This window comes from Methylobacterium sp. WL103, assembly GCF_008039885.1.
Taxonomy (GTDB): Bacteria; Pseudomonadota; Alphaproteobacteria; order Rhizobiales; family Beijerinckiaceae; genus Methylobacterium; species Methylobacterium cerastii.
In genome coordinates, this window is sequence record NZ_VRUX01000828.1 from 1 (window position 1) to 1,476 (window position 1,476).

The 1,476-nt window shown below is 76.4% G+C and carries 2 protein-coding genes and 1 pseudogene; all 3 read left to right on the forward strand.

The window, feature by feature from the left end; all coding sequences use genetic code 11:
• Positions 1-166, forward strand: a pseudogene (locus FV222_RS31575) (tRNA (adenosine(37)-N6)-threonylcarbamoyltransferase complex dimerization subunit type 1 TsaB); the annotation flags it as partial.
• On the forward strand, positions 163-684 hold the full coding sequence (locus FV222_RS25855; RefSeq protein ID WP_147754157.1) for a GNAT family N-acetyltransferase: 522 nt from the start codon (positions 163-165) through the stop codon (positions 682-684). The pseudogene FV222_RS31575 and the gene FV222_RS25855, both read left to right, overlap by 4 nt.
• A 7-nt stretch (positions 685-691) precedes the next feature.
• On the forward strand, positions 692-1,476 hold a 785-nt coding region (locus FV222_RS25860), incomplete at its 3' end, for a lysophospholipid acyltransferase family protein (protein ID WP_147815987.1).

The following is a 1,476-nucleotide window of genomic DNA, read 5'->3' on the forward strand; positions in this document are numbered from 1 at the left end:
CGCCCGAGGCGTCGCGGTGACGGTCGCGGGCGCCGCCGGCCCCGACATCGCCTGGGTCGCCTCGCTCGGCCTGGTCGCCGACCCGGCCCACGCCCTGCCCCGGCCGATGTACCTGCGCGGGGCCGACGCCCAGCCGCAGGACCGCGCGCGGATCGCCCGGCGATGACCCGCCCGGTCTCGCCCTTCTGGCCGCTGGAATGGTGGCTCGCCTGGTGGGAGGCCTGGGGCCCCGAGCCCTACGTCGCCCCCTTGCGCGAGGCCGACCAGGCGCGGACGCTGGCGCGTCTCCACGCCACCGCCTTCGCGCGGCCCTGGGACGCGCACGAGTTCGAGCGGATGCTGTGCGAGCGCGCGACGCAGGGGCACGCCCTGTGGCGCGCCGGCGCGATGCAGGGCTTCGTCCTGTCCCGCAAGGTCGCGGACGAGGCGGAGATCCTCACCGTCGTGCTGGCGCCCTCCGCCCGCGGCGGGGGCCTGAGCCACCGGCTGCTGCGCGAGCACCTCGGGCACCTGGCGCTGATCGGTGTCGCGCACGTCCACCTGGAGGTCGACGAGGGCAACGCCCCCGCGCTCAGGCTCTACGCCCGGCACGGCTTCACGCAGGTCGGCACGCGGACCGGCTACTACGCGCAGGCCGACGGCAGCCGCGCGACTGCGCTGACCATGCGGGCCGACCTGACGTGAGCGGCCGGTGACGCGCGTCGGGGTGGCCCTGCGGCTGGTCGTCTGCGCGTTGGCCTTCGCGCTGCTCGCCGGGCCGCACTGGCTGGCCCTGCGCTTCGGCGAGCGCCGCGGATGGGGCCTCGCGCCCGCCCTGTTCCACCGGGTGTTCCTGGCCCTGTTCTCGGTGCGGGTGACGCAGAGCGGCACCCCGCCCCGCCCCGGCGAGGCCGCCCTGGTGCTCGCCAACCACGTCTCCTGGCTCGACATCATCGCCATCGGCTCGCTGCGGCCGCTCTCGTTCGTGGCGAAGTCCGAGATCGCCGGCTGGCCGGTCGTCGGCACGCTCGCCGCCCTCCAGCGCACGGTGTTCATCGACCGGGCGCGGCGGGGCGCCACCGCCACCGTCAACGCCGCGATCGGCGACCGGCTGGCGCGGGGCGAGCTCGTGGTGCTGTTCGCCGAGGGCACCACCGGCGACGGCACCCGCCTGCTGCCGTTCCGCTCCTCGCTCGTCGGCGCGGCGCGGGCCGCGATCCAGGCCGAGACCGACCGCATCCGCCTGCAGCCGCTGGCGATCACCTATCCGCGCCGCAACGGCCTGCCCGTCGGCCGGGTCGAGCGCCCCGAGATCGCCTGGTACGGCGACATGGACCTCGCCCCCCACCTCGCCCTGTTCTTCGAGAAGGGGCCGATCGACGTCCACGTGGTCTGGGGTCAGCCGATCGCCTTCGAGGCCGGCACCGACCGCAAGGCCGTCACCGCCCAGGCCGAGGCGGCGGTGCGCGCCGCGATGAAGGGCGCAGGGTCGGCGCC

Excerpts from the sequence above, each read along its gene's own strand:
- FV222_RS25855 (WP_147754157.1), top strand. The coding sequence starts at position 163 with ATGACCCGCCCGGTCTCGCCCTTCTGGCCGCTGGAATGGTGGCTCGCC.